The organism is Brevundimonas sp. SPF441 (genome assembly GCF_009661015.1).
In the GTDB taxonomy this organism is placed as follows: domain Bacteria; phylum Pseudomonadota; class Alphaproteobacteria; order Caulobacterales; family Caulobacteraceae; genus Brevundimonas; species Brevundimonas vesicularis.
Genome location: NZ_WJWX01000010.1, coordinates 39,348 through 62,176 on the forward strand (window position 1 = coordinate 39,348; position 22,829 = coordinate 62,176).

At 66.7% G+C, this 22,829-nt stretch carries 27 protein-coding genes and 1 tRNA gene; 19 read left to right on the forward strand and 9 right to left on the reverse strand.

Annotated features, from left to right (window positions below):
* Positions 1-107: 107 nt before the first annotated feature.
* Positions 108-404 carry a 50S ribosomal protein L28 gene (rpmB, locus tag GGC30_RS07740; protein ID WP_026108540.1) on the reverse strand — a complete coding sequence of 99 codons (297 nt, stop codon included), beginning with the start codon at positions 402-404 and terminating at the stop codon, positions 108-110.
* A gap of 236 nt (positions 405-640) precedes the next feature.
* On the opposite strand from rpmB, the gene GGC30_RS07745 reads away from it, so the two are divergent.
* A complete protein-coding gene (locus GGC30_RS07745) occupies positions 641-1,120 on the forward strand; it encodes a DUF3617 family protein (RefSeq protein WP_153923342.1) in 480 nt (159 codons plus the stop codon).
* 73 nt (positions 1,121-1,193) lie between these two features.
* Here GGC30_RS07745 and GGC30_RS07750 read toward each other — a convergent pair whose 3' ends face one another.
* Together GGC30_RS07750 and fdxA are read right to left on the reverse strand one after the other, a co-directional pair.
* Positions 1,194-1,724, reverse strand: a complete 531-nt coding sequence (locus GGC30_RS07750) for a CarD family transcriptional regulator (RefSeq protein ID WP_055753908.1) — start codon at positions 1,722-1,724, stop codon at positions 1,194-1,196.
* A 300-nt stretch (positions 1,725-2,024) separates the two neighbouring features.
* Positions 2,025-2,366: a ferredoxin FdxA gene (fdxA, locus tag GGC30_RS07755; RefSeq protein WP_017505910.1), complete on the reverse strand. Its 342-nt coding sequence runs from the start codon at positions 2,364-2,366 to the stop codon at positions 2,025-2,027.
* A 171-nt stretch (positions 2,367-2,537) separates the two neighbouring features.
* On the opposite strand from fdxA, the gene GGC30_RS07760 reads away from it, so the two are divergent.
* Positions 2,538-3,164: a YceI family protein gene (locus tag GGC30_RS07760; protein ID WP_153923343.1), complete on the forward strand. Its 627-nt coding sequence runs from the start codon at positions 2,538-2,540 to the stop codon at positions 3,162-3,164.
* 71 nt (positions 3,165-3,235) lie between these two features.
* On the opposite strand, the gene GGC30_RS07765 is transcribed toward GGC30_RS07760, so the two are convergent.
* Genes GGC30_RS07765 through GGC30_RS07780 form a run of 4 tightly spaced genes read right to left on the reverse strand, consistent with a single transcriptional unit; the run spans position 3,236 to position 8,037 of the window.
* Entirely contained in the window at positions 3,236-3,511 is a 276-nt protein-coding gene (locus GGC30_RS07765; RefSeq protein ID WP_153923344.1) for an RNA-binding S4 domain-containing protein, read from the reverse strand.
* Positions 3,508-5,997 carry a helicase-related protein gene (locus GGC30_RS07770; protein ID WP_153923345.1) on the reverse strand — a complete coding sequence of 830 codons (2,490 nt, stop codon included), beginning with the start codon at positions 5,995-5,997 and terminating at the stop codon, positions 3,508-3,510. Before GGC30_RS07770 ends, GGC30_RS07765 begins: the two co-directional genes overlap by 4 nt.
* A 34-nt stretch (positions 5,998-6,031) precedes the next feature.
* Positions 6,032-6,643 carry a response regulator transcription factor gene (locus GGC30_RS07775; protein ID WP_066628728.1) on the reverse strand — a complete coding sequence of 204 codons (612 nt, stop codon included), beginning with the start codon at positions 6,641-6,643 and terminating at the stop codon, positions 6,032-6,034.
* Positions 6,643-8,037: a sensor histidine kinase gene (locus GGC30_RS07780; protein ID WP_228763670.1), complete on the reverse strand. Its 1,395-nt coding sequence runs from the start codon at positions 8,035-8,037 to the stop codon at positions 6,643-6,645. The genes GGC30_RS07775 and GGC30_RS07780 overlap by 1 nt, the downstream gene beginning before the upstream one ends.
* Positions 8,038-8,388: 351 nt before the next feature.
* Between GGC30_RS07780 and GGC30_RS07785 the strand changes: the two genes are divergently transcribed.
* From GGC30_RS07785 to GGC30_RS07850, 14 genes are all read left to right on the forward strand, one after another.
* A complete protein-coding gene (locus GGC30_RS07785) occupies positions 8,389-9,066 on the forward strand; it encodes a TorF family putative porin (protein ID WP_153923347.1) in 678 nt (225 codons plus the stop codon).
* Positions 9,067-9,111: 45 nt separating this feature from the next.
* Positions 9,112-11,043, forward strand: coding sequence for a methyl-accepting chemotaxis protein (locus GGC30_RS07790; RefSeq protein ID WP_194943551.1), 1,932 nt, complete (start codon positions 9,112-9,114; stop codon positions 11,041-11,043).
* Positions 11,043-11,318, forward strand: coding sequence for an STAS domain-containing protein (locus GGC30_RS07795; RefSeq protein WP_039246221.1), 276 nt, complete (start codon positions 11,043-11,045; stop codon positions 11,316-11,318). The genes GGC30_RS07790 and GGC30_RS07795 overlap by 1 nt, the downstream gene beginning before the upstream one ends.
* Complete coding sequence (locus GGC30_RS07800) at positions 11,315-11,680, forward strand: response regulator (protein WP_039246220.1); 366 nt, start codon at positions 11,315-11,317, stop codon at positions 11,678-11,680. The genes GGC30_RS07795 and GGC30_RS07800 overlap by 4 nt, the downstream gene beginning before the upstream one ends.
* 29 nt (positions 11,681-11,709) lie before the next feature.
* On the forward strand, positions 11,710-13,950 hold the full coding sequence (locus GGC30_RS07805; protein ID WP_153923349.1) for a chemotaxis protein CheA: 2,241 nt from the start codon (positions 11,710-11,712) through the stop codon (positions 13,948-13,950).
* 3 nt (positions 13,951-13,953) lie between these two features.
* Complete coding sequence (locus tag GGC30_RS07810) at positions 13,954-14,409, forward strand: chemotaxis protein CheW (RefSeq protein WP_039246217.1); 456 nt, start codon at positions 13,954-13,956, stop codon at positions 14,407-14,409.
* Positions 14,406-15,266, forward strand: coding sequence for a protein-glutamate O-methyltransferase CheR (locus GGC30_RS07815; protein ID WP_045811562.1), 861 nt, complete (start codon positions 14,406-14,408; stop codon positions 15,264-15,266). The genes GGC30_RS07810 and GGC30_RS07815 overlap by 4 nt, the downstream gene beginning before the upstream one ends.
* Positions 15,263-16,300, forward strand: coding sequence for a chemotaxis response regulator protein-glutamate methylesterase (locus tag GGC30_RS07820; protein ID WP_153923350.1), 1,038 nt, complete (start codon positions 15,263-15,265; stop codon positions 16,298-16,300). Before GGC30_RS07815 ends, GGC30_RS07820 begins: the two co-directional genes overlap by 4 nt.
* Positions 16,301-16,315: 15 nt before the next feature.
* Positions 16,316-16,705, forward strand: a complete 390-nt coding sequence (locus GGC30_RS07825; protein WP_039246211.1) for a response regulator — start codon at positions 16,316-16,318, stop codon at positions 16,703-16,705.
* A complete protein-coding gene (locus GGC30_RS07830) occupies positions 16,702-17,244 on the forward strand; it encodes a chemotaxis protein CheD (RefSeq protein ID WP_055753918.1) in 543 nt (180 codons plus the stop codon). The genes GGC30_RS07825 and GGC30_RS07830 overlap by 4 nt, the downstream gene beginning before the upstream one ends.
* Positions 17,245-17,246: 2 nt before the next feature.
* Positions 17,247-17,591 carry a hypothetical protein gene (locus tag GGC30_RS07835; protein ID WP_045811565.1) on the forward strand — a complete coding sequence of 115 codons (345 nt, stop codon included), beginning with the start codon at positions 17,247-17,249 and terminating at the stop codon, positions 17,589-17,591.
* A 4-nt stretch (positions 17,592-17,595) separates the two neighbouring features.
* Entirely contained in the window at positions 17,596-18,186 is a 591-nt protein-coding gene (locus tag GGC30_RS07840) for a response regulator (RefSeq protein ID WP_045811566.1), read from the forward strand.
* Entirely contained in the window at positions 18,183-18,662 is a 480-nt protein-coding gene (locus GGC30_RS07845; RefSeq protein WP_055806615.1) for a hypothetical protein, read from the forward strand. Before GGC30_RS07840 ends, GGC30_RS07845 begins: the two co-directional genes overlap by 4 nt.
* Positions 18,663-18,870: 208 nt before the next feature.
* Positions 18,871-18,947 (forward strand) — tRNA-Arg (locus GGC30_RS07850).
* 103 nt (positions 18,948-19,050) lie between these two features.
* Here the strand turns inward: GGC30_RS07850 and GGC30_RS07855 are convergent.
* Positions 19,051-19,416: a hypothetical protein gene (locus tag GGC30_RS07855; RefSeq protein WP_091750079.1), complete on the reverse strand. Its 366-nt coding sequence runs from the start codon at positions 19,414-19,416 to the stop codon at positions 19,051-19,053.
* Positions 19,417-19,644: 228 nt separating this feature from the next.
* Here GGC30_RS07855 and GGC30_RS07860 point away from each other — a divergent pair, with 228 nt between their 5' ends.
* The 3 genes from GGC30_RS07860 to GGC30_RS07870 are packed head-to-tail and all read left to right on the forward strand — an operon-like array spanning position 19,645 to position 22,114.
* Positions 19,645-19,980: a hypothetical protein gene (locus GGC30_RS07860; RefSeq protein ID WP_055806585.1), complete on the forward strand. Its 336-nt coding sequence runs from the start codon at positions 19,645-19,647 to the stop codon at positions 19,978-19,980.
* Positions 19,980-20,660, forward strand: coding sequence for a response regulator transcription factor (locus GGC30_RS07865; protein WP_017505887.1), 681 nt, complete (start codon positions 19,980-19,982; stop codon positions 20,658-20,660). The genes GGC30_RS07860 and GGC30_RS07865 overlap by 1 nt, the downstream gene beginning before the upstream one ends.
* Positions 20,657-22,114 carry a sensor histidine kinase gene (locus tag GGC30_RS07870; RefSeq protein WP_370451927.1) on the forward strand — a complete coding sequence of 486 codons (1,458 nt, stop codon included), beginning with the start codon at positions 20,657-20,659 and terminating at the stop codon, positions 22,112-22,114. The genes GGC30_RS07865 and GGC30_RS07870 overlap by 4 nt, the downstream gene beginning before the upstream one ends.
* Here GGC30_RS07870 and GGC30_RS07875 read toward each other — a convergent pair.
* Positions 22,111-22,809 carry a Crp/Fnr family transcriptional regulator gene (locus GGC30_RS07875; RefSeq protein ID WP_153923351.1) on the reverse strand — a complete coding sequence of 233 codons (699 nt, stop codon included), beginning with the start codon at positions 22,807-22,809 and terminating at the stop codon, positions 22,111-22,113. The genes GGC30_RS07870 and GGC30_RS07875 overlap by 4 nt on opposite strands.
* Positions 22,810-22,829 lie beyond the last annotated feature (20 nt).

The following is a 22,829-nucleotide window of genomic DNA, read 5'->3' on the forward strand; positions in this document are numbered from 1 at the left end:
AGCCGTCCCTCTCTGAGGTGACAGGCTAGCGCGAGCGGGCAATGGCGCAAAGAAAAAGGCCGGTGCTTCCACCGGCCTCTTCCAGAACTCTATGTCGCGGTCGCCGATCAGGCGGCGGCTTGTTCGGCCAGCTTGGCGCGAATCTGGCGCTTGATGCGCTGAGCGGCGATCGACAGCTGCTCGTCGCGAGCCTTGACGATGAAGACGTCCAGGCCGCCCTTGTAGTCCAGGGTGCGCAGCGCGGCGTTCGAGATGCGCAGGCTGAACGTCTGGCCCAGGGCTTCCGACGTGACCTTGACCGTCTTCAGCGACGGCAGGAAGCGGCGCTTGGTCTTGATGTTCGAGTGGCTCACGTTGTGGCCGACCATGGGGCCGATACCGGTGAGTTCGCAACGACGCGACATCGTCAGATCCTTAAGGTGCGGCGTCCAGCCCGAACGTGGGAGAGGACGCATGAAACAGTTGCGCGCGGGAACCAGCCCGCGCGAGAGGGGGCCGTATAAGGGAAGAGGCGGTTCGGCGTCAAGCCGAGTCTGGACCCGTCGTCCCTGCGTCTCGTTCAGCCGTCATTCAAATGCCGCCCTGTATGGCCCATATGATGACGACCTCAAAAGAGACCCAAGCAGAACAGAAGGCTTCCATGTCCCGTCCGTCCTTGATCGATCGCCTGCCCAAGCGCGCGGTCGCCGTCCTGGCCCCGGTGATGGCCGGCGGCTTCATGCTGGCCTCGCCCGCCATCGCTCCGGCCCAGACCGCAGCTCAGTCCGAAGTCCTGCCCGGCTATTGGGAATACACCACCAGCGCGGTGGGCCAGCGCGACACCGAGCAGAAGTGCGTGCGGCCCAGCGAGATCAACCGATTCTTCGGCGGCCTGTCGACCAACAAGTGGCGCTGCACCTATCCGACTCGCGCGGTCGGCAACGGCAACGCCCGCTTCGAAGGGACCTGTCAGGATCGCAAGGGCCGTCGCATCGCCGTTCGCCTGAATGGGACCTACACCGAAACCAGCTTCAGCTTCCGCGGCGGCGCCCAGATCGTGCGCGGCACCCCCTATATCCCCGCCAGCATCACGGCGCGCCGCATCAGCGCCCAATGCCCGGCCAACGCCGAATACTTCTGACCCCGGCTCTGCGACGCATCAAAAAAGGCCCCGGATCGCTCCGGGGCCTTTTCTTTAGTCCGAGACTCGAAGCTTAGGCGGCTTCGGCGGTCGGGATCGGCTTTTTGGCGCTGAGCGACTTGGCGAGCAGCTCGACGGCGGCGTCCTTGTCGATCTTGTTGGCGGCGGCGACTTCGCGCGCCATGCGGTCCAGAGCCGATTCATAGAGCTGGCGCTCCGAATAGGACTGTTCCGGCTGGGTGTCGGCGCGGTGCAGATCGCGAACCACTTCGGCGATGGAGATCAGGTCGCCCGAGTTGATCTTGGCCTCGTATTCCTGGGCGCGACGCGACCACATGGTGCGCTTGATGCGCGCGCGGCCCTTCAGGGTGGTCAGGGCCTTGGTCACGACGTCGTCGGCGGCCAGCGAACGCAGGCCGGCCGTCACGGCCTTCTTGGTCGGGACGCGCAGGGTCATCTTCTCGTGGTCGAAGGTCACGACATAGACCTCCAGCGACATGCCCGCGACTTCCTGGGTCTCGATCGCCGCCACCTTGCCGACGCCGTGCGCCGGATAGACGACCGCGTCGCCAACCTTGAACTCCAGACCAGTCTTGCTCGTCATAATCGTCCTTTCCCGGTCAGGGCCGGGCGAAACGAAGGCGCAGGAAACGCAAACAGGATCTCATCCGCCGGAACGCTCCGTCGGAAGGGATGATGTCAGGCGTCAAAAGCGGAAACGGATCACCAAACCTCTGGCCGATCCCGTCTAGGGCGGGATTCTGTCGCAAACACGGGCGGCGCGAAAATTTCGCGGACCGCCCGATCCAATGAAACAGAACCTATCACAAATCTGCGGAATTTCAAAACGTCCACAGGGCGGACGTGCAAATACGGCAAGGCTTGAGCGCCGCCAGTCCTTGAATCAGGAACCCTTGCCCGGCTTGGGGCTGAAGTATTTCTCGTATTTGCCGGTTTCGCGCTCGTACTGCTCGCGGTCGGCGGGGGGCGTGCCCTTGACGGTGATGTTCGGCCAGACCTTGGCGTATTCGGCGTTGACCTGAAGCCATTTGCCGTCGGGCTCGTCCTCGGTGTCCGGCACGATGGCGTCGACCGGGCATTCCGGTTCGCACACGCCGCAGTCGATGCATTCGTCCGGCGCGATCACCAGGAAGTTCTCGCCCTCGTAGAAGCAGTCCACCGGACACACCTCGACGCAGTCCATGAACTTACATTTCACGCAGGCGTCGGTGACGATGTAGGTCATTGAGCGAAAAACGGGTGTCGGTCTGTGGGCGGGAGGCCTGCGACATGGCGGCCACGCAACCAACTGTCAACAGCGCGGCTTAAGGCGAGAGCCATTCGCAGCGCCTTGACAGAACAGCGCCTAATCGCAACTGTATTGATTGCATATCCGCCCCATCGACAGGAACTCCCCATGCGCACCCCCTTCATGAAATACGCCGTCGCCGGCGCCGCCGCCCTCAGCCTGATCGCCGGCGGCGCGGTCGTGGCTCAGGCCGCTCTGACCAAGAACCCCGCCGAAGTCACCGCCGGGAACTACGATCTGGATTCCGGCCACGGCAAGATCACCTGGTCGGTCAATCACTTCGGCCTTTCGACCTATACGGGCCAGTTCGTGAACGTGAAGGCGGAGCTGAAGCTGGACCCGGCCAACCCGTCGGCCTCGACCCTCACCGCGACCATCCCGCTGACCGACGTGGCGCCCAACGACGATCGTCTGGAGGCCCACCTGCAGACCGCCGACTTCTTCGACACCGCCAAATATCCGACTGCGACCTTCGTCTCGCGCTCGGTCACGGTCGACGCCGATGACGCCAACGAAGCGACCGTGGTGGGCGATCTGACCCTGAAGGGCGTGACCAAGCCCGTCACCATCGAGGTCGAGTTCAACGGCGCCGGAACCGTCATGGGCGCGTACAAGGCCGGCTTCGACGGCGAGGCGACCATCAAGCGCTCGGACTTCGGCATCAACTACGCCCTGCCGGCCGTCTCCGACGAGGTGAAGCTGCACATCGAAGGCGAGTTCGTCATCCAGAAGTAGGGCCTGCCGCGCTGCGCGCGACTTGAGGCCGTTCTTTTGGGCCTACCGCGCGTCGCGCTGCGTGAGCCCATTTAGACCGTAAGCGAATACAGGGCGCGGGCCTCTTCGGCAGGCCCGCGCCTTTCGCCCAGCCCCTCGACTTTCAGGCTGGTGACGCGTCCGTTCTGGGCGAAGGTCAGCAGGTCCCCGACGTGAACGCACCGACTGGGCTTGTCGAGCCGCGTCTCGCGCCCCTGATGCGTCAGCCGCACCGCCCCCCGCTCCACCAGACCGGCCGCCATGCCGCGCGTCTTCACGAACCGCGCGCGCCACAGCCAGATGTCGATGCGACAGGCGTTCTCGTTCAAGCCTTCGCCTTTCGACGCGGCCGACGACGCTTGGGTCGCGCAGGCGGCGCTTCGGTCAGGACGGCCAGCGCCGCGAAGGGCGAGTCCTTGACGATCTTCGGCGCTGCGCCCGGCTTGTCGGGCAGGCGGGCGCGTTCGACCTTAAGGGCGGCGATGATGTGTTTGGCCTGATCGGCGCGCCAACCCAGATCGGTCAGGGCCTCCTCAGACAGCCGGCCGTGATTGGCGGCTCGCAGCTCGGCCATCTTCTCCAGCGTTTCGACCGGCGCCAGCCACCGTCCCGCCAATCGCAATCCGTGCGCGGACAACAGCCGCGCCGAGGGCGGCTCCACCGGCGCAGGGATCAGATCGGGCGTCGCCGGGATCAGCGGCGTGGCGACGAAGGCCTGGGCGAAATGGCGGGCGCGCGGCTTCTGAAGGCCGGGCAGCCACACCGAATGCGCCCCGATGCGGATGGCGAAAGTGCGCAGCGTACGGCGCTCGACCTGGCTTAGCGCAGCCAGATCGCGCTCGACCTCGCGCCGGTCGATCACGCCGCCGGCCTCGATCAGGCGAAAGGCGATGCCCCTCGGCAGACCTTTCAGCGCGCCGCTCTCGACCGCCTGACGCAGCCGTCGCAGATCGCGCAGCGCACGGCCCGCTTCCGCCGCCAGCCACGCCTCGATCCGGCGCTGGGCGCGCTCGCGGGCGGGCGTCGGTCCCAGATCGCCGAGCAGGCGCACGGAGGGCGTAAAGGGATCGACGCCCTGCGGCGTCGCGGCAATCTGCGCCGTCAGCACGCCGCGCCACAGCACCGCCCCGTCCGGCGTGATCGAGAAACCGTCGTCGGTCTCGGCCGCCAGACGCCCCAGCCGTCGATTGATCTCGGGCGTCACCGCACGCACAGCCGCCTGGCGCAGGGTGCGGTCTTCCAGGGCCGAAGAGCCCTTTTCCATCTGAAAGCGCACGCCTTCCAGTTGGCCGACGACCTGTCCCTCGACCGTGACCTCGCCGTCATCGGCGACGCCTGCAAACGTGTCTTCGCGCACGTTCAGCGCCCGCATCAGGGCGGTGGTTCGGCGATCCACGAACCGGGCGGTCAGCCGCTCGTGCAGCACGTCGGACAGCCGGTCCTCCAGCGCGCGGGTCTTGTCGCGCCAGCCTTGCGCGTCGTGGACCCAGTCCGGCCGGTTGGCGATGTAGGACAGGGTGCGCACCGCCGACAGCCGCGCCGACAGCTGGTCGATCTGACCGTCGTCACGATCCACGAAGGCGAAGCGCGGCGCCATCCAGTCGTCGGTCAGCCGGCCGCGCTTGCCGGTCAGGGCGTGAAAGACGTCCTTGGCCAGCCGGGCGTGTTCATCCAGCGTCGTCTTCTGGAAGTCGGGCAACTGGCACGCCTCCCAAAGACGCATGACCGCCCCGCGCGAGCGCCCGATGCGGGCCACCTCCTCGTCCTTGATCAGGCGACGCAGCAGGGTCTCGTCCAGCGCCTCGGCCGTCAGGCTCAGCCCCGATCGCTGGGGCGTCACCGTCAGCGAGCGCAGCAGGTCGGGCAGGGTGTCGAAATCCAGCCGGGCGTTTCGCCACTCCGCCGCCTCGATCGGATCGAACCGATGCTCGACCACCTGTTCGGCCAGATCGGGGTCCAGATCCTCAGCCTCGGCCGTGACGCCGAAGGTGCCGTCGCGCAGATGCCGGCCGGCCCGCCCGGCGATCTGGCCGATCTCATGGGCGTAAAGCCAACGGGTGCGCCGCCCGTCGAACTTTCTCAGGCCCGCGAAGGCGACATGGTCCACATCCATGTTCAGCCCCATGCCGATGGCATCGGTGGCGACCAGGAAATCGACCTCGCCCGACTGATACAGCGCCACCTGGGCGTTGCGGGTGCGGGGGGACAGGCTGCCCATCACCACCGCCGCGCCGCCGCGCTGACGCCGGATCAACTCGGCGATGGCGTAGACGCGGTCGGTCGAGAAGGCGACGATGGCGCTGCGGCGCGGCAGGCGGGTCAGCTTCTTGGAGCCCGCATAGGACAGGGTGGACAGCCGGTCGCGCGTCACGATCTCGACATCCGGCACCAGGCGGCGGATCAACGGCTCCATGGTGCCGGCACCCAGGAACATCGTCTCGAACCGACCGCGCGCGTGCAGTAGCCGCTGGGTGAAGACGTGGCCGCGTTCGGGGTCGGCGACCAGCTGGATTTCGTCGATGGCCAGAAACTCGACCGATCGCTCCAGCGGCATGGCCTCGACGGTGCAGACGAAATAGTGCGGGCGCGGCGGGACGATCTTTTCCTCGCCCGTAATCAGGGCGACGGCCGCCGCGCCGCGCTGTTTGACGATCCGCTCATAAATCTCGCGCGCCAGCAGCCGCAGCGGCAGGCCGATCATGCCGGAGGCGTGACCCAGCATCCGCTCGACCGCCAGATGGGTCTTGCCGGTGTTGGTGGGCCCCAGGACCGCAGTCACGCGGGACGGGGCGAGGCCTGCGGACCGGTCGCTCATGTCGCGACTAAGGTGGCGACGAATCTCGTCCGGCTCAAGCGTCGCCGGCGCGCATTCCGATCCGGACCAGGGTGGACAGGTTCGCGGCCTGCATTTTCGTCATCACCTTGGCGCGAAAGATTTCCACCGTACGCGGGCTGATCTCCAGCCTTTGCGCGATCTCCTTGTTGGAACAGCCGTCGATCAGGGCGTCGAACACCTGCCGCTCGCGCGGGGTCAGGGTGTCCAGTCGGGCCTTGGCGTCCTCGCGCGCGATCCGCTCGGCCTCAAGACTGGTCAGGGAGGCCAGGCAGCTGGAAACCGCGTCCAGCATTCGCTGCGGATCGAACGGCTTTTCGACGAAATCCACGACGCCCGCCTTCATCAACTGAACCGCCAGCGTCACCTCCCCATGACCCGTGATGACGATCACCGGCCAGGTGTCGCCGCGCAGGCTTTTAAGACGCCCGACCAGTTCGGAACCCTGTAGCCCCGGCATCCGCACATCGGTGATGACGCAGGCGCTGCGGTCTTCGGGCAGATTGGTCAGGAAGTCGTCGGCGCTGACGAAACTGCGCGCCCGGTAGCCAGCCCCGCGCAGCATCAGCACCAGGGCGTCGCGCATGGCGGGGTCGTCGTCGATGATGAAAACGGAGTGCGGGCTCATCAGATTTCGGACTCCGTTGGACGCGGCAGACGAAACGAGAAGGTCGCTCCACCCTGAAAATTCCGGCTGACGACCAGGGTCGCGCCGTGGCTTTCGACGATTGAACGCGTGACCGACAGCCCCAGACCCATGCCGCCGGCCTTGGTCGTCGCCATCGGATGAAAAATGCTGTCGATTCTGTCTTCGGGGATGCCGTCGCCATTGTCGCACACCGCGATCTCATAGCCGTCCACGCCCAGCGTCCGGCCGGTCACCGTCACCCGCGCGCCCTCGCGTCCGATGACCGCGTCCACGGCGTTGCGCACCAGATTGGCCAGCGCCTGCTGAATCTGAATGCGGTCGGCCAGAACCTGATCGTCGTCTTCTTCCACATCCAGAGCGATCGTCGTGTCGGTGTCCTGGCCCGTCAGGGCGAAGACCGGCGCCAGGTCCAGGACGATCAGCGAGGCGCGCTCTTCGGTGAAGGACCGCGAACCTGTGGCGACCTGTTCGCGCATGCGCCGGATGATGTCGCCCGCGCGCAGCAACTGGGTCTTGGCCAGGTCGATGGTCTTGGCCGGCCCTTCCGCGACCGTTCCCAGCCGGGTCAGTTCGGCCTGGCCGGCATGCAGATAAACGGTGGCGGCGGTCAGCGGCTGGTTCAGTTCGTGGGCCAGGGTCGCGGCCATTTCGCCCATCGAGTTCAAACGCCAGACGCTGCTGAGCTTGTCGTTCAGGTCGCGCTCGCCCTTGCGGATCGTCTCGGCCTGGCTTTGATCGCCCAGCGTCAGGACGATGTGTTCGGGGGCGATGTCGTCGGGGAGCACGTTGGCGTGAAGCGTCAGCGGCGGCCCAGGCTTGTCTATATTCCCGCTCGTCCAAGGGCCGGAGGACGGGCCCAGCACCTCGCCGCCCTGACGGGCCTTTGCCAGGGCTGCGTCGTCGAAGCCGGGCAGCAGCGATGCGAAAGGCTGCGCCATCGCCGTCTCTCGATCCACACGCAGAAGATCGGCGGCGGCCGGGGTCACGCGGCGCGTGCGTCCTTCGCGGTCCAGGGTCACGATCGGCGTCGTGGCCACGATAGTGTCGAGCAGCATCTCGCGCAGCGCCAGATGGCGCGTCAGGGCGCGGGCCTGTTCCAACGAGTCGATCAGCCGACGACAGACCTCGGCGATGACCCAGGCGATAACCGCGAAAAGCGCGGCGTTGGTCGCCGCATCCAGCACGCTTTCGCGATGCACCAGCCACAGGTTGGCCCCGATGGCCAACAGGATCGCGAGCACGACCGCCCCCCTTTGCGCCAGCAGAGCCGTAACAATCACCGCCGGGACCAGCGGCAGATAGTAGAAGTTTCCAAACGGTTCGAGCGCGCTGCGAACCAGCGTCGCCACAAGAACAGCCAGACACGCGATCAAGACCCCGCTCCACCATGTCCTGGACCTGAAAATCATGTCCTCGTGCTGTTCCTAGGCTGCTGGATATATTTCACCGGAGTATGGGTTGGGATGCGAAAACTCGACAGAACTTGGGCTGCCGGGCCTCGCCGCTTTTCTGACAACTTTCGTATAGGCTCATTTCGACTACGTGAACATACGTAGTCGCTCAAATTCGGTTTGGAGTGACCCGCACCCCCTACGATGCCGCGGCTTGGACGCTGGGCGACACATCTTATGGGTTACGCAATCCTACATACGGTCCGGTTCAGATTTAATATTAATCATCGCCTCATCCTTGGCCTTCAGAATGCAGAAGCTTCAGGGATCATCATGTTTCGTTCGTCAGCCTTCTTTGTTGTCGCGGCAGTAGGCCTCGCAGCACCGATCACCTCCCAGGCCCAATCGTTCGGCCTCGATGTCGGTGTCGCCAGCGAGTATGTCGGCAAAGGGCTGGGCAAGAGCAATCAGGACGTTGCGCCTTTCGCCAAGGCGGAAGCCGGCTTCGGCGAAGGCTACGCCAGCGTCTTCGTCTCTGACGCCGCCGGGTCTCAAGGCTACGACATGGAGATCGTCAGCATGGTCGGTTGGCGACCCAAGGCGGGCGGTTTCACCTTGGATCTGGGGGTCATGAATCGCGACCTGCCAGGGTCGCGCGCCGGCGTAGACAAAAACTACTGGGAATATCAGGCGGACGCTTCACGCAAGCTGGGCCCCGTGGCGACGCGCCTGCGCGTCAACTATTCGCCCGACGGCTTCGCTGCGACGAAAGAGGCCTGGTGGCTGGAGCTTCAAGGCACGGTCTCCGTCGCCGCCAAGACGAAGATTTCAGCCGCCGTCGCCAACCGCATGGCCGACGGCGGCGTCGACTACAATGCCTGGAACGTCGGCGCCAAACAGAAGCTGACCGACGCCTTGGCCGTCGATCTGCGCTGGTACGACACCGACCGCCACAGCGCAGGCGAGCCCTATGAGGGTCGCCTCGTCGCCGCCGCCACCTATTCGTTCTGAGTTACCGATCCACCGGGGGATGCTGAGTTGAAGTTGATTGAAAATATGCCCGTCGGCCGCAAGCTGTTCGCGGCCTTTGGCCTCGTTTTGGCGGCGATCGCCGTCATGGGCGCCGTCGTCATCGCCAGTCTGCTTCAGCTGGAGAAGGCTGGCGAAGTCCGCACGGTGGAAAACCAGGCCAACCGCACCACGGCGACGGCCGAGTTCTACATGGCCCGTCAGGAGAACGCCTTCCGCGGTTACCTCCTGTCTCAGGACCCCTACTATATTGAACGCGTCGATGCGCACCGCGCCAAGTTCCTGGCGGCCATGGACGAGCTGCGCGGCGAACTGCCGGCCGATCGCACCGCATTGGTGGACAAGGCGGTCGAGGCCAATGCGACCTGGTACAAGAATGTCGTCGAAACCGGTTCGGCGATGGTGCGCGATGGCCAGGCAGCCCAGGCTGTGCAGATGGTCGGGCGCAACGGAACGGCCGACAACTACATCTCGCCTGTCGAAGACACGATCGACCAGATCAAGACCGCCAACGATGAGGCGCGCAAGGCCTCGACCGAGGCTCAGGACGCCGCCAGCCGCACAGCGCTGATCGCCACGATCGTAGGTTTGATCTCGGCGCTGGTGATCGCCCTCATCGCGGGCTTCGTCGCGACGCGCTCCATCGTGCGCCCGATCTTCACGATGATCGGCTATATGCAAAAGCTGATGGCCGGCGACACCGACATCAAGGTCGCCAGCGCCGAGCGCAAGGATGAGTTCGGCAAGATGGGTCAGGCCATCGTGGCCTTCCGTGACGCCGCGATCGAGAAGGTCCGCGTCGAACGGGACGCTTTGGCGCAGCGTTCGATGTCCGAGCAGGAACGCGCCGAACGCGAGGCCGACAAGGCGCGCGAAGCCGCGGAGGACGCCCAGGCCATCGGCGCCCTGGGCGAAGGTCTTTCGGCCATGGCGAACGGGGATCTGACCTACCGGATCGACATCGAGTTCAGCGCCAAGGCCGCGCAGCTGAAGACGGATTTCAACGCCGCGATCTCCCAGCTGCAGCAGGCCGTCTCGGTCGTGGTCAACAACGTCTCGGGCATCCGCTCGGGCGCCGGCGAAATCTCGCAGGCCGCCGACGACCTGTCGCGCCGCACCGAACAGCAGGCCGCCTCGCTGGAGGAAACCGCCGCCGCCCTGGATGAAATCACCGCGACGGTGAACAAGACCGCCTCAGGCGCCCGCCAAGCCTCGGACGTTGTCCAGGCCGCGCGCGGCGACGCCGAGAAGAGCGGCGTGATCGTGCGCGACGCCGTCCAGGCCATGACCGCCATCGAAAGCTCGTCCACTCAGATCAATCAGATCATCGGCGTCATCGATGAGATCGCCTTCCAGACCAACCTTCTGGCCCTGAACGCCGGCGTCGAGGCCGCTCGTGCGGGCGAGGCCGGTCGCGGCTTTGCGGTGGTCGCCTCCGAAGTTCGCGCCCTGGCCCAGCGTTCGGCCGAAGCCGCCAAGGAGATCAAGACCCTGATCTCGGCCTCGACGGGTCAGGTCGGCTCGGGCGTCAAACTGGTCGGCGAGACCGGCGAGGCCCTGCAACGCATCGTGGACCGGGTCGCCGAGATCGACAGCCTGGTCACCGAAATCGCGGCCTCGGCTCAGGAACAGGCTGTCGGCCTGGCCCAGGTCAACACCGCCGTGAATCAGATGGACCAGGTCACCCAGCAGAACGCGGCCATGGTCGAGCAGTCCACCGCCGCCAGCCATTCGCTGGCCCAGGAGGCGGAGAGCCTGCAAGCCTCGGTCGCTCAGTTCCGCGTCGGGTCTTCGCCGTCGCGCGCCGCTGCGCCCGCGCCGGTTCGCACCCCTGCGCCCGTCGCCAAGCCCGTTGCTCGCTCCAGCCACATGGTCGCCGCGCTGAAGACCATAGGCCGTGGCGGCGCCGCGCCCAAGCCTCAAGCCGCCGCCGTCGAAGACGGTTGGGAGGAGTTCTGATGACTGAAACCCTGATCCTGTCCGACGTGCTGGACCTGAACGCGGCCGAGCCGCTGAAGGCGGAACTGCTGGCCCTGCGCGGTCATCCGGTGGTCCTGGACGCCTCTGCGGTTCAGCGCCTGGGCGGCCTGTGCCTTCAGATCCTGCTGTCGGCGCGAAAGACGTGGGCGGCCGACGGCGTCAACCTAAGTTTAGGGTCTGTGTCCCAATATTGGACGGAACAATGGGCGGCCTATGGCGCGCCGGACTTCAACACCGAGGGGGCGTTGGCATGACCAAGACCGTTCTGACGATCGACGATTCACGCACCATGCGCGACATGCTGCTGATGGCGTTGGAAGACGCGGGCTATACCGTGATCCAGGCGGTGGACGGCGTGGACGGTCTGGAGACCCTGGCGTCCAAGGGCGCCGACGTCATCATCACCGACATCAACATGCCGCGCATGGACGGCTTCGGCGTCATCGAGGGCGTGCGCGCCGATCCGAACCACCGCACGACCCCGGTGCTGGTGCTGACGACCGAGAGCGATGTCGAGAAGAAGGCGCGCGCCCGCGCCGCCGGCGCCACCGGCTGGATCGTCAAGCCGTTCGACCCCGCAAAGCTGGTGGACGCCGTCCGCCGCGTCGCCGCCTGATCGCCTGAAGCCCGCCGGACCCCGACCTAATGGACGCCTTCGAAGCCATCAAAGCCACCTTCTTCCAGGAGTGCGACGAGCTGCTCGCGGACCTGGAAGCCAAGTTGATGCTGCTTGAACAGGGTCAGACCGACCTGGAGACGATCAACGCCGTCTTCCGCGCCGTCCATTCGGTCAAGGGCGGGGCAGGGGCCTTCGGCCTGGAGGCCCTGGTCCGGTTCGCCCACGTCTTCGAGACCCTGATGGACGAACTACGCGCAGGCCGTAAACCGTGCGACGCGATCACCATCAAGACCCTGCTGCGCGCCTCCGACGTACTGGCCGATCACATTCAGGCCGCCCAAGGTCTGATCCCGCCGGTTGACGAGGCGCGGTCCGCCGCCCTGGTCGCCGAAATGCAGGTCCTGACCCACGGCGGCGAGGCGCCGGTCGAGGTCGAGGTCGAGGAAGACGAAGACGACTTCGGCTTCACTCCCATGGCCTTCGACATGGCGCTGGACGAGCCTGCGCCCTTACCCATCGCCGACCTGAGCGCCGACGCGCCGTCGGTCGGCTGGCGCATCGTGTTCAAGCCGATGGGCCGGATGTACGTGAACGCCAACGAGACCAGCCTGCTGCTGCGCGAGCTGGGTCGTCTCGGCCCGGTCACGGTCCTCGTGGACGACAGCGAAACGCCGACGCTGGACGCGCTGTCCATCGAGGACGGCTGCCTGACCTGGACGGTCGATCTGGCCGTCGCCGTCGATGAGGCGGCCGTGCGCGAGGTCTTCGACTTCGTCGAAAGCGACTGCGACCTGACCATCACGCCCCTGGGCGCCGGCGGCGCAACCGATATCGGCGCGTTCGACGACGAACCGGCCGCCGTCCTGCCCGCCAGTGACGATCTGGATATCGCCGCCCTGTTGGCCAAGGCCTCCGGCGCCGCCGAGCCGGCGGCCGAAGTTGTGCCCTTCGCCGCCTTGGAGCCCGAGCCCACCCCGGCGCCGATCATCGCTACGCCCGTCGTTGAGCCCGTCGCCGCACCCGTGGCGGCGACCCCCGCGCCGGCTTCGGCCCCTGTCGCGCCCGCGCCGGTGACGATCCGTGTCGATCTTGATCGGGTGGATCGCCTGATCAACGTCGTCGGCGAACTGGTCATCCAGCAGGCGATGCTGTCGCAGCGCGTCCTGGAAAGCGGTCTGGCCCGCTCCTCGGGCATCGCGCTCGGCCTCGAAGACCTGGAACTGCTGACACGCGAGATCCAGGACAGCGTCATGGCCATCCGCGCCCAGCCGGTGAAGTCGGTGTTCCAGCGTATGCCCCGTCTGGTCCGCGAAGTCGCCGACATGGTCTCCAAACAGGTTCGCCTGGTCACGGCCGGCGAGGACACCGAGGTCGACAAGACCGTGGTCGAACGCCTGGCTGAACCCATCACCCACATGCTGCGCAACGCCATCGACCACGGGCTGGAAACCCCGGATGAGCGCGTCGCCGCCGGCAAGTCGGCCGAGGGCACCGTGCGTCTCGCGGCCCTGCACCGCTCGGGTCGGATCGTCATCGAAATCTCCGACGACGGCCGCGGCATCAACCGCGAACGGGTCAAGAAGATCGCCGTCGACAAGGGTCTGATCGCCGCCGACGCGCCCCTGACCGACGAACAGATCGACAATCTGATCTTCGCGCCGGGCTTCTCCACCGCCGCCGTCGTGTCCGACATTTCGGGCCGGGGCGTGGGCATGGACGTGGTTAAACGCTCGATCCAGGCCTTGGGCGGACGTATCTCCATCAGCTCGGTTCCGGGCAAGGGCTCGACCTTCACCCTCAGCCTGCCGCTGACGCTGGCGGTGCTGGACGGCATGGTTGTTGCCGCCGCCGAACAGACGCTGATCGCGCCGCTGCCGGCCATCGTCGAGAGCCTGACTCCGCAGGCCGTCGATCTGCATTTCGTCGGCGGCGTGGATCCCGTCATCCGCTTCCGCGATCGGTTCCTGCCGCTGATCGACGTGGCTCTGATCATGGGCTTCCGCGAACAGCCGATGAACCCGACCGAAGGCGTCGCCGTGGTCGTCGAGACCGAAGGCGGCCAGCAGGCGGCCCTGCTGTTCGACGCCATCCAGGGCCAGCGCCAGGTGGTCATCAAGAGCCTGGAAACCAACTACCAGCAGGTCGAGGGCGTCGCCGCCGCCACCATCCTGGGCGACGGGCGCGTCGCCCTGATCCTGGATGTCGATGTGCTGGTCACCGACATGCGCCGCAAATCCGTCCGTCCCGACTTCAAGCTCGCGAGCTGAACCATGACCGAAGCCAAAGATCTCCAGCGTGAACTGATCGCCTTCCGCATCGGCAGTCAGGAATTCTGCGTCGATATCATGTCTGTGCGCGAAATCCGCGGCTGGACGCCGGCGACGCCTCTGCCCCGTTCGCCGGGATACATGAAGGGCGTCATCAACCTGCGCGGCACGGTCCTGCCGATCATCGATCTGGGCGCGCGCTTCGGCCTGACGACCTCGGAACCGACGGCGCGCCACGTCATCATGGTCGCTCATATCGGCGGCCGCATGGTCGGCCTGCTGGTTGATGCCGTCTCTGACATCCTGCAGATGAGCGAGGCCTCGGTCCAGCCGACGCCCGACGTCGCCAGCGATCAGGTCAAGACCTTCGTCAAGGGCATCTTCTCGATCGACGGCCGCATGATCAGCCTGATCGAACTGGATTACATCCTGCCGCAAGTCGAGGCCGAAGCCGCATGACCGCCGCCGCCGGCCGGGGATCCATCGTCGAGGGCGAGTTCGTCTTCACCGCCGAGGATTTCCGCCACATCGCCCAGATGCTGCACGCCCACGCGGGCATCGCCCTGAACGAGGGCAAGGCCGCGCTGGTGTATTCGCGCCTGGCCAAGCGTTTGCGCACCCTGGGTCTGACCAGCTTCCGCGACTACTGCGCCCTGGTCGAGGGCGTGGACGGCGTGGACGAGCGTCAGAAGATGACGGCGGCCCTGACCACCAACGTCACCCGCTTCTATCGCGAGCCGCACCATTTCGACGACCTGCGCGACCGGGTCATGCCCGAACTGGCGGCGCGCGCCCGCGCCGGCGGCCGGGTCCGTCTGTGGTCGGCTGCCTGCTCGAACGGGCAGGAGCCCTATTCGATGGCCCTGACCGTGCTTCAGGCCCTGCCCGAAGCGGCCGAGCTGGATGTGCGAATCCTGGCCACCGACATCGATCCCAACATGGTCGCCCAGGGCCATGACGGCGTCTATTCCGAAGAGGCGCTGGAGCCCGCGCCCGTTACCCTGTGGCGCAAATATTTCGACCGCGCCGATCGCGGCCAGTGGGTCGCGGGCGCGCAGCTGAAGCGTCTGGTCAGCTTCAAGGAGCTGAACCTGATCGGCGACTGGCCGATGAAGGGCAAGTTCGACGTCATCTTCTGCCGCAACGTCGTCATCTACTTCGACGACGCCACCCAGGAGCGGGTGTGGAAGCGGTTCACTCCGCTGATGAACCCCGGCGCGACCCTCTACATCGGTCACTCCGAACGCGTCTCCGGCCCGGCGACCAGCCAGCTTCAGACCGCCGGCCTGACGACCTATCGCCTGGGTGGCGCATGAGCCCCGTCCGCGTCCTCGTCGTCGACGACAGCCTGACCATGCGCGGGCTGATCTCGGCCGCCCTGAAGTCGGACCCGGAGATCGAGGTCGTCGGCACCGCCGCCGATCCCATCGAGGCGCGCGCCGCGATCAAGGCCCTGAACCCCGACGTTCTCACCCTGGACGTCGAGATGCCCAATATGAACGGGCTGGAGTTTCTGGAAAAGATCATGCGGCTGCGGCCGATGCCGGTGGTCATGGTCTCGACCCTGACGGCGGCGGGCACGGACGTGACCCTGGCCGCGCTGGAAATCGGCGCCGTGGACGCGGTGGCCAAGCCGGCGGTCGCCAGCGTCGACGCCTTCCACGACCTGATCGGCAAGGTGAAGACAGCAGCCCGTTCGCGTGTCCGCGCCCGCGGCGACACGCCCGCCGCCGCCGAGGCGCCGCGCGCCTATCACGCCGACCCCAATCAGATTCTCGCCATCGGTTCGTCCACCGGCGGGGTCGAGGCCCTGCTGACGGTGCTCAGCGGCTTCCCGCTGGATTGCCCCGCGACCGTCATCACCCAGCATATGCCGGCGACCTTCACCGCCAGCTTCGCCGCCCGCCTGGACCGCGTCTGCGCCCCGACCGTGACTGAGGCGGTGGACGGCGCCCCGCTGAAGCCGGGCCACATCTATCTGGCCCCCGGCGGCGCAACCCATCTTGAGGTGTCCGGCGGCCTGACGCCCCGTTGCCGCCTGATCGCCAGCGATCCCGTCAACGGCCACCGTCCGTCAGTCGATGTGATGTTCGAATCCGTCGCCCGGCTGAAGCGTCCGATGACCGGCGTCATCCTGACCGGCATGGGCCGCGACGGCGCCAAGGGCCTGCTGACGATGCGCCAGGCCGGCGGCCGCACCCTGGGCCAGGACGAGGCGACATGCGTCGTCTACGGCATGCCCAAGGCCGCCTATGAAATCGGCGCCGTGGAGCGGCAGTTGCCGTTGCACCGCCTGTCCCCCGCCATTCTCGAACTGTGCGCCGATCCGGCTGCGCGGTCAGTCGCCTAATCGGGAGCGTAACCTATGCCCGCCGCCGCCTCACTCCACTGCCTGGTCGTCGATGATCAGATGACGATGCGCTCGCTGGTGCGCACCAGCTTGCAACAGCTCGGCGTGCGCGAGATCCGCGAGGCCGCCGACGGCGAAATCGCCTTGCGTGAGATAGTGTCCAAGCCCGCGCACCTGATCATCTCCGACTACAATATGCCGAACCTGGACGGCCTGGGCCTGCTGCGCGCCGTGCGCGCCCATCCCCCCACCTCCAAGACCGCCTTCATCATGCTGACGGGCCGCGCCGACCGCGAGCTGGTCCAGCGTGCGGTGCAGTTCGGCGTCAACAACTACCTGGTCAAGCCTTTCACCGTCGCCCAGCTGAAGGGCAAGCTGGAAGCTGTTTTCGGTCCCCTGACATGAGTTTCGCCGCCCTGAAGGACACGGTCGAAAAGCGCGTTCACGTCGGTCAGGGCGAGCATTTCATCACGTCCGATCCCAATGTCGTGCTCAGCACCATCCTGGGGTCCTGCGTCGCCATGTGCGTGCGCGATCCGCTGGCAGGCGTCGGCGGCATGAACCACTTCCTGCTGCCCGAGGGCTCGGGCGCAGGGACCGACGCGGGACGTCGCTACGGCGCCTATGCGATGGAGCTTCTGATCAACGACATGCTCAAGGCCGGCGCCCGTCGCGATCGGCTGGAGGCCAAGCTGTTCGGCGGCGGCCGCATGTTCGACAGCCTGCGCGACGTGGGACGCAGCAACGCCGACTTCGCCGAGAAATTCCTGCGCGACGAAGGCATTCCCGTCGTGGGCGGCAGCCTGCGCGGCGACGGCGGACGGCGCCTGCACTACTGGCCCGTCACCGGCCGCGCCCTGCAGCGCGCCGTCACCGACGTCGTCGCGCCCAAACCCGTGCCCGTCATGGCCCCGGTCGATACCGGCGCCCTGGAACTGTTCTGAGCGTGAGCGCCCCTCCCGAACACGCCGATCTGCTGGCCGCCGTCGCGGACGAGCTGATGCTGGTGCGCGAAGGCATCGACGGGATCGAGGCCCTGGTCAGTGATCTGGTCCGCCGCGCCCCGCCCGAGGAACGTCCCAACGCCCTGACCCAGGCCCAGGCCCTGGACGCCCTGACCCAGCGCCTCGAGGCTCTGTCCGGCGTCCTGCGCATGCTGGGCGGCGGCGCCAGCCCTTCCGAGGCCGTCAGCCGCCTGTCGCTGGCCGACATGGCCGGCCGCCTTCGTCCCGCCGCCGGCGAGCATCGCCCGCAATCGAACGCCGACGCCGGCGACCTCATGCTGTTCTGACGCCATGGCCAAGAGCGATCGGGTCAATCTGGCGCACACCACGGTCCTTCTGATCGACGACCAGCCCACGTCGCTGGATATGCTGGGTTCCATCGTCCAGGGCTTCGGCTGCAAGGAGCAGATCAAGTGCGCCTCGGCCCAGGCGGCCGTCGAACTGCTGGCGCGCCGCTCGGTCGATCTGATCCTGATCGACTGCATCATGCCGGACATGGACGGGTATGACTTCGTGCGCTGGCTGCGGCGCGACGCCCCCACCCCGACCCGTTATGTGCCCGTCATCATGATCCTGGGTCACGCCTCGCAGGCCAAGGTTCACCAGGGCCGCGACTGTGGCGCCAGCTTTATCGTCGCCAAACCTCTGTCGCCGTCTCTGCTGTTGAAACGGATCATCTGGCTGGGGGGCGAGGATCGGGATTTCGTCGAGTCCGAGCACTACATCGGCCCCGACCGCCGGGTGCACAACTACGGACCGCCTCCCGGCACCGATGGTCGTCGCGAAAGCGACCTGACCGGTGATCTGGGCGAGGCGGTCGAGGAAAACATGGATCAGGACGAGATCGACATGCTGATGAAGCCGATGAAGGTCAGCCTGTGACCGAACCTGTCGCCGCGCCCAAACCCTCCACCGTCCGCCGCGTCCACACCTCGCTCCAGCGTCAGATGGCGCGGCCGGGCGGCCGTCTGATCATCGAGGCCGAGTCGCGCGCCAACCAGGCGCTGGATGAACAGCGCGACCATGTCTTCACCCTGCTGACGGCCAACGTCGACGCCATCGAGGCCCTGTGCGCCACCCGCCCGCATGACGCTCCGGACCAAATCTACGCCTTCGCTTCCGCCATGGTCGACATGGCCGGCTATCTGGACGTCCCGACCTTCTTCGAGGCCGCCTTCAGCCTGTGCGAGATCGCCGACCGGATGAAGGGCGCCGGCGTCTGGTCCTGGCCGTCGGTCGAGGTTCACGTCCGCGCGCTTCGCCTGACCCTGGCCGCACAGGGCCAGACCAGCGCCGATTCCGACCGCCTTCTGGAGGGCCTGCGCGCCCTGACCGCCCACGTTCCGCCGATCGGTTAACGGCCGTTCCGTGCTGGCGGAACAAGGGCGAAACGAATCAGGACCGAATCGCTGACATCGCGCGTTTCGTCCTTTGTTCACCGCGATATCTGGTAGGTTAAGACCCCTTAACCACAATCGCCCGAGCCGCCATTCGCCGCTCCGCCTGCCGACTTTTTCGCCGCCCCGACTTCCCCCCGCCGCCCCGACCCGCTACGGCGTCGATCGTGGCCCCGTAGCTCAGCTGCATAGAGCAAGGCTTTCCTAAAGCCGAGGTCGCAGGTTGGAGTCCTGCCGGGGTCGCCATCGTCGCCTTGCGATGTCGTCGGTCTGAGGATCGATAACTGAGGCTGGAACAGAAGAAAGGCGCGGCCTTTCGACCGCGCCTCTGATCTTTCTGGCTTAAGGCTTAGCCCCGACGGTTGTCGTAATCGCGGCGTTCGTAGCGGATCTGGGCCGAGAGGCGGTCGAAGCGACGGTCCAGGTCCTGGCGTTCCCAAGCGGTCAGGCCACCGCGGCGATAGTTGGCTTCCAGACGCAGCAGGCTGTTGAACTCTCCGCGCAGACGGGTGGCTTCGCGGCGGCTCAGCTGGCCGTTGCGGACGCCCTGATCGATACGGCGATCCAGGTTGGCCTGGCGGGCGTTGATCGACTGCCACGAGCCATAGCTGGCGTGGTGGGGCGGGGCCGGGCGGTGGTGATAGGATTGGGCGAAGGACGGCGCGGCGACCGAGGCGGCGGCCAGGGCGATGGCGGGGACGATGAGCTTGCGCATGGCGATCTCCTCAAATGTTCTGCCGGTCGGGGTGACCAGCGATGAGGCGATTTGAGCACCCGGCGACTGAGCCGGTTCTGAACAGGATCGATCAGGTTCGGTTCATCTGGATGAAAAAGACGTCACACCGCCGTCTTCTGATTTGGTCTCCGGTTTGGAGCAGCGTTCGCTTTAAACTATACGACGTATTCAGCGCCCGTTCAGATGATCGGGACTAGATCGGTCGCCATGTTTCGCAAACCCGCCCCTCTCCTGATCGCCCCTCCGGCCCTGGCCTTGGCTCTCGGTCTGGCCTTCGCGCCCGTCATGACGACGTCGGCGCAGGCCCAGTCGCGCGATCAGGACCAGCGCTCGCAGGACCGTGGTCCGCGCGTCAGTCCCGACGAGGCCCGTCGTCGTGGCGGCGAGGCCGGCGGCGGTCGTCCCATCGACACCCAACCGCGCCGCGACGGCAACTATTCCGTCCTGGTCGAACGCGACGGGCGCGTGCGGGAGGTCGTGGTCGACGGCCAGACCGGACAGGCGCGTCCCGACAACAACAATCAACGTCGCAGGCCGAACTGATGCGCGTGCTTCTGGTCGAGGACGACGCGGATCTGTCGCGTCAGCTTAAGGCGGCGCTGGGCGACGCGGGCTATGCCGTGGACCATGCACCGGACGGCGAAGAAGCCCATTATCTGGGTGAGAACGAGCCTTATGACGTCATCGTCCTGGACCTGGGCCTGCCCAAGATCGACGGCGTGTCGGTGCTGGAGCGCTGGCGGCGCGAGGGCAAGACGACGCCGGTCCTGATCCTGACGGCGCGCGGCGCCTGGTCGGACAAGGTGGCGGGCTTCGACGCCGGCGCCGACGACTATCTGACCAAGCCCTTCCATACCGAAGAGCTGCTGGCGCGTCTGCGGGCGCTGCTGCGCCGCTCGGCGGGTATCGCCTCGGCGACGCTGTCGTGCGGCGGCTTGCGGCTGGATCCCCGCGCGGCGCGCGCCAGCGTCAATGGCGAGCCCCTGCGCCTGACCTCGCTGGAATACCGGCTGTTGCACTACATGATGATGCATCAGGGGCGCGTCATCAGCCGCACCGAACTGGTCGAACACCTTTACGATCAGGACTTCGACCGCGATTCCAACACCATCGAGGTCTTCATCGGCCGGGTGCGCAAGAAGGTCGGATCGGACCGGATCGAGACCGTGCGCGGCCTCGGCTATCGGCTGACGCCGCTGGCGGGCGAATCCGACCCGGCGTGACCGAGGCGACGGCTTCGAAACCCAACGCCGGTGGGCTCCACGACTGGGGCCGCTGGTTTGGTCGCCCCGGTCGCTCCCTGACGCGCCGGCTGATCTGGCTGGCCTCGGCCTGGATCGTGGTCGCTCTGGTCATTTCAGCGCTGGTGCTGACCCAGGCCTTTCAGGAATCCGCGCTGCGGCGTCTGGGCGCCATGCTCAACGAGACGATCGACGAGATCGTGGTCGGCGCCAGTCGCACGCCGCAAGGCGAGGCCATTCCGCAGATCCAGGACGCCAGAACTCTGCGGCTGCTGTCGGGCAAATACTGGCAGATCATGGAGGTTCGCCCCAATGGTCAGTTGGTCAGTCTGGCGCGTTCGACCTCGCTGTGGCGCTATGACCTGGCCCTGCCCGCCGACCTGCCCGCGCGGCTGGATGCGGCCTTCGGCGACGTCATCACCTTCAACACCACCGGCCCCAAGGACGACGCCGAGACGCGCGAGCCGCTGCGCGTCGCCGCCAGCATGAAGTCCATCCCCCGGCACGAACACCCGGTCATCTTCATCGCCGCGCTGGATCGCTCCGACGTCGATGCAGACACACGCCAGTTCGCGCGCGTGACCTGGATCGCCTTCCTGATCTTGGGGCTCGGACTCGTATCGGCGGTCTTCATCCAGGTGCGGATCGGCCTGCGCCCCCTGTTCGACCTGCGCGATGAGATCGCGGATGTGCGCAAGGGCAGGTCGGCGCGGATTGGCCGCTCGTACCCTCAGGAAATCCAGCCCCTGGCCGAGCAGGTGAACCGCCTGCTGGATCACAATCAGGAGGTCGTGGATCGCCAGCGCACCCACGTCGGCAACCTGGCCCATGCGCTGAAGACGCCGATCTCCGTCATGCTGGCCGAGGCGGGGACGAGCGAGGGCGATCTGCCCGAGTTGGTGCGGCGCCAGACCAAGATCATGCAGGGCCAGGTCGATCACCACCTGCGCCGCGCCCGCGCCGCCGCCCGCGCCGCCCACGGTCTGGGCGAGACGACGCCCGTCGCCGAGGTGCTGGACGAGCTGGCGGTGATGATCGAACAGGTCTTCCGCGACAAGAACGTCGAGATCGACTGGCGCGCGCCCGACAGCCTGTCCTTCCTAGGCGAGCGTCAGGATTTGCAGGAAATCCTGGGCAATCTGATCGAGAACGCCGCCAAGTTCTCCAGGCGCCGCGTGCGCGTCTCGGCGGGTGGCAGCGGCTTGGGCCAGATGATCCTGGTGGTCGAGGACGATGGAGCAGGCCTGCCGGCCGATCAGCGCGACACCGTCATGCAGCGCGGCGCGCGGCTGGACGAGAGCGCGCCGGGTTCGGGCCTGGGCCTGTCGATCGTGGACGACCTGACGCGCGCCTACGGCGGGCGGCTGATGCTGTCGGACAGCGACATGGGCGGGCTGAAGGCGGTCCTTGAACTGCCGGCCGCCCAGGTCGACTAGGGCTGCCGGTCTCCGCCCCGGCGGTAGCATTCGCAGGCCGCCCGCTCCAAGGCGGCGCGATCCAGCACCGTGATCCGGCCGCGCGAATAGGCGATGGCCCCCGCCTTCTGAAGCCCCTGCGCCGCCTCGTTCACCGTGGTCCGCTGCGAGCCCAGCATGGAGGCCAGATACTCCTGCGTCAGGTTCAGGGTGTCGCCCTCGACCCGGTCATGGCAGCGCAGCAGCCATTTGGCGAACCGCTGCCCGGCGTGGTGCAGAGCGTTGCAAGCGGCCGACTGCTCCAACTCGCCCTGAAGCCGCGCCATGTATTCGGCGACGGCGTCGCGAACGCCCGGCCGTTGAGCCGACAGGGCGCGGAACTTGGCGGCGTCCACCCGGCGCGCCGTTCCGGCGACCTGAGCCACGCTGCGGGTGTGGGCATGGTGCGGCACGACCGAGGCGACGACGCCCAGCACGCCTTCGCGCCCGATCATCACGGTCTCCACGGTGCGGCCGTCCTCCAGCACTGCGACCGAGGAGCAGAAGCCGCTGTCGATGAAATGCAGGTGTTCGATGGCGTCGTCAGGCTCACTGAACACATGGCCGGGCGCGAATTCCACCGGAGTGGCGATGGCGAGGAGAGCGTCGCGATCGTCGGGGTTCAGCCCTTGGATCAATCGGTTGCCAGGCGAGAGGCGGTTCATAAGTTCGCGCATAAGGCGATCTGAGCGTGGCG

What these genes read in the sequence shown, in the direction of transcription:
- GGC30_RS07790 (WP_194943551.1), top strand. Translation starts at nt 9,112, where the DNA reads ATGCCCGTCGGCCGCAAGCTGTTCGCGGCCTTTGGCCTCGTTTTGGCG.
- GGC30_RS07745 (WP_153923342.1), top strand. Translation starts at nt 641, where the DNA reads ATGTCCCGTCCGTCCTTGATCGATCGCCTGCCCAAGCGCGCGGTCGCC.
- GGC30_RS07820 (WP_153923350.1), top strand. Translation starts at nt 15,263, where the DNA reads ATGAGCCCCGTCCGCGTCCTCGTCGTCGACGACAGCCTGACCATGCGC.
- GGC30_RS07875 (WP_153923351.1), bottom strand. Translation starts at nt 22,809, where the DNA reads ATGCGCGAACTTATGAACCGCCTCTCGCCTGGCAACCGATTGATCCAA.
- GGC30_RS07770 (WP_153923345.1), bottom strand. Translation starts at nt 5,997, where the DNA reads ATGAGCGACCGGTCCGCAGGCCTCGCCCCGTCCCGCGTGACTGCGGTC.
- GGC30_RS07810 (WP_039246217.1), top strand. Translation starts at nt 13,954, where the DNA reads ATGACCGAAGCCAAAGATCTCCAGCGTGAACTGATCGCCTTCCGCATC.
- GGC30_RS07750 (WP_055753908.1), bottom strand. Translation starts at nt 1,724, where the DNA reads ATGACGAGCAAGACTGGTCTGGAGTTCAAGGTTGGCGACGCGGTCGTC.
- GGC30_RS07840 (WP_045811566.1), top strand. Translation starts at nt 17,596, where the DNA reads ATGGCCAAGAGCGATCGGGTCAATCTGGCGCACACCACGGTCCTTCTG.
- rpmB (WP_026108540.1), bottom strand. Translation starts at nt 404, where the DNA reads ATGTCGCGTCGTTGCGAACTCACCGGTATCGGCCCCATGGTCGGCCAC.
- GGC30_RS07800 (WP_039246220.1), top strand. Translation starts at nt 11,315, where the DNA reads ATGACCAAGACCGTTCTGACGATCGACGATTCACGCACCATGCGCGAC.
- GGC30_RS07805 (WP_153923349.1), top strand. Translation starts at nt 11,710, where the DNA reads ATGGACGCCTTCGAAGCCATCAAAGCCACCTTCTTCCAGGAGTGCGAC.
- GGC30_RS07785 (WP_153923347.1), top strand. Translation starts at nt 8,389, where the DNA reads ATGTTTCGTTCGTCAGCCTTCTTTGTTGTCGCGGCAGTAGGCCTCGCA.
- fdxA (WP_017505910.1), bottom strand. Translation starts at nt 2,366, where the DNA reads ATGACCTACATCGTCACCGACGCCTGCGTGAAATGTAAGTTCATGGAC.
- GGC30_RS07860 (WP_055806585.1), top strand. Translation starts at nt 19,645, where the DNA reads ATGTTTCGCAAACCCGCCCCTCTCCTGATCGCCCCTCCGGCCCTGGCC.
- GGC30_RS07865 (WP_017505887.1), top strand. Translation starts at nt 19,980, where the DNA reads ATGCGCGTGCTTCTGGTCGAGGACGACGCGGATCTGTCGCGTCAGCTT.
- GGC30_RS07855 (WP_091750079.1), bottom strand. Translation starts at nt 19,416, where the DNA reads ATGCGCAAGCTCATCGTCCCCGCCATCGCCCTGGCCGCCGCCTCGGTC.
- GGC30_RS07825 (WP_039246211.1), top strand. Translation starts at nt 16,316, where the DNA reads ATGCCCGCCGCCGCCTCACTCCACTGCCTGGTCGTCGATGATCAGATG.
- GGC30_RS07830 (WP_055753918.1), top strand. Translation starts at nt 16,702, where the DNA reads ATGAGTTTCGCCGCCCTGAAGGACACGGTCGAAAAGCGCGTTCACGTC.
- GGC30_RS07760 (WP_153923343.1), top strand. Translation starts at nt 2,538, where the DNA reads ATGCGCACCCCCTTCATGAAATACGCCGTCGCCGGCGCCGCCGCCCTC.
- GGC30_RS07775 (WP_066628728.1), bottom strand. Translation starts at nt 6,643, where the DNA reads ATGAGCCCGCACTCCGTTTTCATCATCGACGACGACCCCGCCATGCGC.
- GGC30_RS07815 (WP_045811562.1), top strand. Translation starts at nt 14,406, where the DNA reads ATGACCGCCGCCGCCGGCCGGGGATCCATCGTCGAGGGCGAGTTCGTC.
- GGC30_RS07795 (WP_039246221.1), top strand. Translation starts at nt 11,043, where the DNA reads ATGACTGAAACCCTGATCCTGTCCGACGTGCTGGACCTGAACGCGGCC.